Raw genomic sequence first — 3,664 nt, forward strand, 5'->3', positions numbered from 1 at the left:
TCGGCCACCGCCACGTTCGCATGCTCCAGAGAGCGGACGGCTACGGCTACGCAACCCATTCAGAAACGCGGCACCGTGCCGCGTTTCCTCCCCCGCCTGAAGGCGGGGGTCTCCACGCTGGAGGTAACCGATGAACGTCGACCTTGCCGCGGCGGACGCCTTCATGGCCACGCACGCGCGTGTCCTGGACCGCCGCCGTTTCGAGGTGCTGATGGGCCAGGAGGACCCCGCCGCCGTGCTGGCCGCCCTGGACGGCTATCGCAACCCCGACGGCGGCTACGGCTGGGGCCTGGAGCCCGACCTGCGCTCCAGCGAGAGCCAGACCGGGGCCGCGGCGCACGCCTTCGAGGTGTTCGAGGACATCGCCCCTGCCACCACGTCGCGGGCCGTGGCGCTGTGCGACTGGCTGGAGTCGGTGTCCCTGCCCGACGGGGGCCTGCCGTTCGTGTTGCCGCTGACCGGCACCGCCGGTTGCGCCCCCTGGTGGCGGGATGCCGACCCCTCGGTGTCGTCGTTGCAGATCACCGCGGTGTCCGCCGCCGTCGCGCACCGCGTCGCCGTCCACGATCCCGCCGTGGCCGCCCATTCCTGGCTGGAGCGGGCCACCAGGTACTGCCTGACCGAGATCGAGGCGGTCGAGGCGCCCTCCGCGTACGTGCTGGCCTTCGCGGTGCGGTTCCTGGACGTCGTGCACGATCGCCTGCCCGAGGCGGCCGGTCTCCTGCGCCGCCTCGGCAGGCACCTTCCCGCCGACGGCCGGGTGCACGTCGAGGGCGGCACCGAGGAGGAGACGCTGCATCCGCTCGACTTCGCCCCCTACCCCGGCGGGCCGGCGCGGGAGTTGTTCGCCCCCGAGGTGATCTCCGCCGACCTCGACCGCCTGGCCGGTCTGCAACAGGAGGACGGCGGCTGGACCGTCGACTACGCCAGGATCTCGCCTGCGGGCTCCCTCGACTGGCGCGGCCACACCACGGTCCGCGCCATCGACATCCTGCGTCGGAACGCCAGGATCTGACCTGGCGATCGCGAGCCGCGAAACCGGAAGCGGGGCCGGCCCCGGTCAGCACGGCCCCGCTTCCCCGTCACGTCCGCGACGGATCTAGCCGCAGTGTTCGAAGGGGCTGTCGTAGCCGGTGGAGCCCGCCTTGCCGCCCCACTTGACGCACTTGCCGGCTCCGGAGGCGCGTATCGGGCCGGCGTAGTAGGCGAAGTTGCCCGAGTCGGTGACGCGGGTGCTGCCCTGCACCTCCAGGTAGGCGCTGGTGGCCGTCGCGGTGCCGATGGAACTGCTCTTGATCGTGGTCACGCAGTTGTAGCCGTTGGAGCCGTTGTAGAGCAGGTAGACGGTGCCCGCCGACCCCAGTGCCGCGGAGTCGATCACGTCGTAGCCGGAACCGCACACCTCCTGCGGGGTGTACGGGTTGGTGGAACCGCCGCAGTTCTTGGAGGTCACCGTCTGGGCGGGGTAGCCGAACGTGGACCCGTTGAAGACGGCCTTTTGAATGTTGGACGGGTAGCTGGTGCCCAGCCGGACCTCGTAGTGCAGGTGGGGCGAGATGTTGTTACCGGGCTTGCTGGTGTTGCCGACCGTGCCGATCTTCTGGCCCTGGGAGACCGTGGCACCCGCGCTCACCGAGCGCGAGTTCAGGTGCGCGTAGTAGGTGGACCAGCCGCTGCCGTGGTCGATCTTGACCAGGTTCCCGAAGCCGTTGGTCGATCCCTGGTGGGCGGAGATGGAGACCGTGCCCGCCGCCGCGGCGACCACGGTGTCGCCCAGGTCGGCGTCGGCGGTACTGCCCCGGTTGAAGTCGATCTCCCATGACTGGTGCGCGCTGCTGGCGCTGGAGTTGCCCGTCCAAGCCTGTCCGCAGGGGAAGGGCAGCTGGAAGTTGGTCGCCAGGATGCTCATCTCGTCGCTCTGCGCGGGGTCCGCCGCGCTGTTGGCCGGCGCCGGGTCCCCCAGTGCCGCCGCGCCGGCGGCCGGTGCCGTGACGGCGCCGCCGGCGAGACCGAGTAGCAGGGCGAACCCCGCCGTGAGTACCCCGTTGAGTCTCATGCGGATCCTTTCCCGCAGGCACGGCGGGCCGAGCCCTGACCGGTGCCGTGCACTGTCTGTTAGTTCTCTCCGAAAGGCTCTTGCCGGGGTCCAGGGTCCGGATTAGCGATACAAAAATCATCCAAAATCGATATAAAGGCCTATCCGACCCGTACAACACAGCCCGATGAATGGTTGCAGCGCCTCCACAAGAGGAGTGAATGCGGTCATGGTGGTCGATCAACCTACGTTTAACGTGCTCGGTACCCTCGAAGTCCGGAGCTCGGGACGGTCTCTCCGCATCGCCGGTACGAAGCCCAGGATCCTGCTGGCGTCGCTGCTGCTCAACGCGGACCGCGTGGTCGGCGCGGACCTCCTCGTCGAGGTGCTGTGGCCCCGGCAGCGGCCACGGTCCGCCCAGGCGAACCTCCGCACCTACGTGAGCTCGCTCCGGGGCGTGCTGGCGGCGGCCGGCGCGCGGATCCAGGCCCGTCCGCCCGGCTACGTGATCGAGCTGGCACCCGAGCAGCTCGACGTGCTGCTTTTTGAGGACCTGCTCGCCAGGGCGCGCGCGGCGGGCCGTACGGACGAGGCCTTCGACCGGCTCCGCCGGGCGCTCGCGCTGTGGCGCGGAACACCGCTCGCCGAGCTGCCGGGCAGCCCGCTCTGGGACGGCCGCCTGCAGTCGCTGGCGGAGGCACGGCTCGGCGCCGCCGAGGAACTGGTCGCCCTGAGACTGGAGCGGGGTGACCACGCAGGCGCGATCGGTGAGCTGCGCGGGCTGCTGAAGGAGCATCCCTTCCGCGAGGACCTCTGGCGGCAGCTGATGCTCGCCCTGCACCGGAGTGGCAGGCAGGCCGAGGCCCTGCACACCTACACCACGGTCAGGCGGCAGCTGGTCACCGAGCTCGGCGTCGAACCCGGCGCGGATCTGCGCCGGGCGCACTCGGCCATCCTGGCGGGAGAACCCCTGCCCACCGTGGTCGTGCCGGGCCACCCTCCGGCTCTCGCCGCTCCCCGGCAACTCCCCCCTGACGTGCCGGACTTCACCGGCAGGGCCGAGAGCGTCGTCCTCCTCACGCGGGCGCTGACCTTCGCGGAGCGCCCGCCGGCCGGACCACCTTCGATCATCGTGGTCACGGGGGCACCGGGTGTGGGCAAGTCGGCGCTGGCCGTGCACTGCGCGCATGCCGTACGGGCCGGATATCCGGCAGGGCAGCTCTACCTCGATCTCCGTGGGACCGACCCGGTGCCCGCGGACCCCGGTGAGCTGCTGGCCGAGGCACTGCGGGCGCTGGGCGCCGATGCGGCGGACCTGCCGGGCACCGAACGCGAACGGGCCGCGCTCTACCGGTCCCTGCTGGCCGAGCGCCCGATGCTCGTCTTCCTCGACGACGCCGCAGGCGCCGCCCAGGTACGGCCGCTGCTGCCGGGCAACGGCTGCGCGGTGCTCGTGACAAGCCGGCGGAGGATCACCGAACTGCCCGGGGCGCTCCAGCTTGAACTGGACGTCCTGTCGCCGCGGGAGGCAGAGGACCTCCTGGCCGCGATCGTCGGGCCCGAGCGGCTGGAACAGGAGAGGGAGGCCGCCTCGGCGATCCTGACGGCCTGCTGCCACCTGCCGCTGGC

General features: G+C 71.2%; 3 protein-coding genes. 2 read left to right on the forward strand and 1 reads right to left on the reverse strand.

Annotated elements, in window-relative coordinates; all coding sequences use genetic code 11:
• The first annotated feature begins 130 nt into the window (after nt 1-130).
• Nucleotides 131-1,015 (forward strand): hypothetical protein, encoded by an 885-nt coding sequence (locus tag ABZU75_RS45755; protein WP_355569638.1) that lies wholly within the window; start codon nt 131-133, stop codon nt 1,013-1,015.
• 84 nt (nt 1,016-1,099) lie between these two features.
• On the opposite strand, the gene ABZU75_RS45760 is transcribed toward ABZU75_RS45755, so the two are convergent.
• Entirely contained in the window at nt 1,100-2,056 is a 957-nt protein-coding gene (locus tag ABZU75_RS45760; protein WP_355569641.1) for a M23 family metallopeptidase, read from the reverse strand.
• A 235-nt stretch (nt 2,057-2,291) separates the two neighbouring features.
• On the opposite strand from ABZU75_RS45760, the gene ABZU75_RS45765 reads away from it, so the two are divergent.
• Nucleotides 2,292-3,664: BTAD domain-containing putative transcriptional regulator (locus ABZU75_RS45765; RefSeq protein ID WP_355569644.1), on the forward strand; the 1,373-nt coding region annotated here is incomplete at its 3' end.

Origin of the sequence: Streptosporangium sp. NPDC005286 (assembly GCF_040607515.1) — a bacterium.
In the GTDB taxonomy this organism is placed as follows: domain Bacteria; phylum Actinomycetota; class Actinomycetes; order Streptosporangiales; family Streptosporangiaceae; genus Streptosporangium.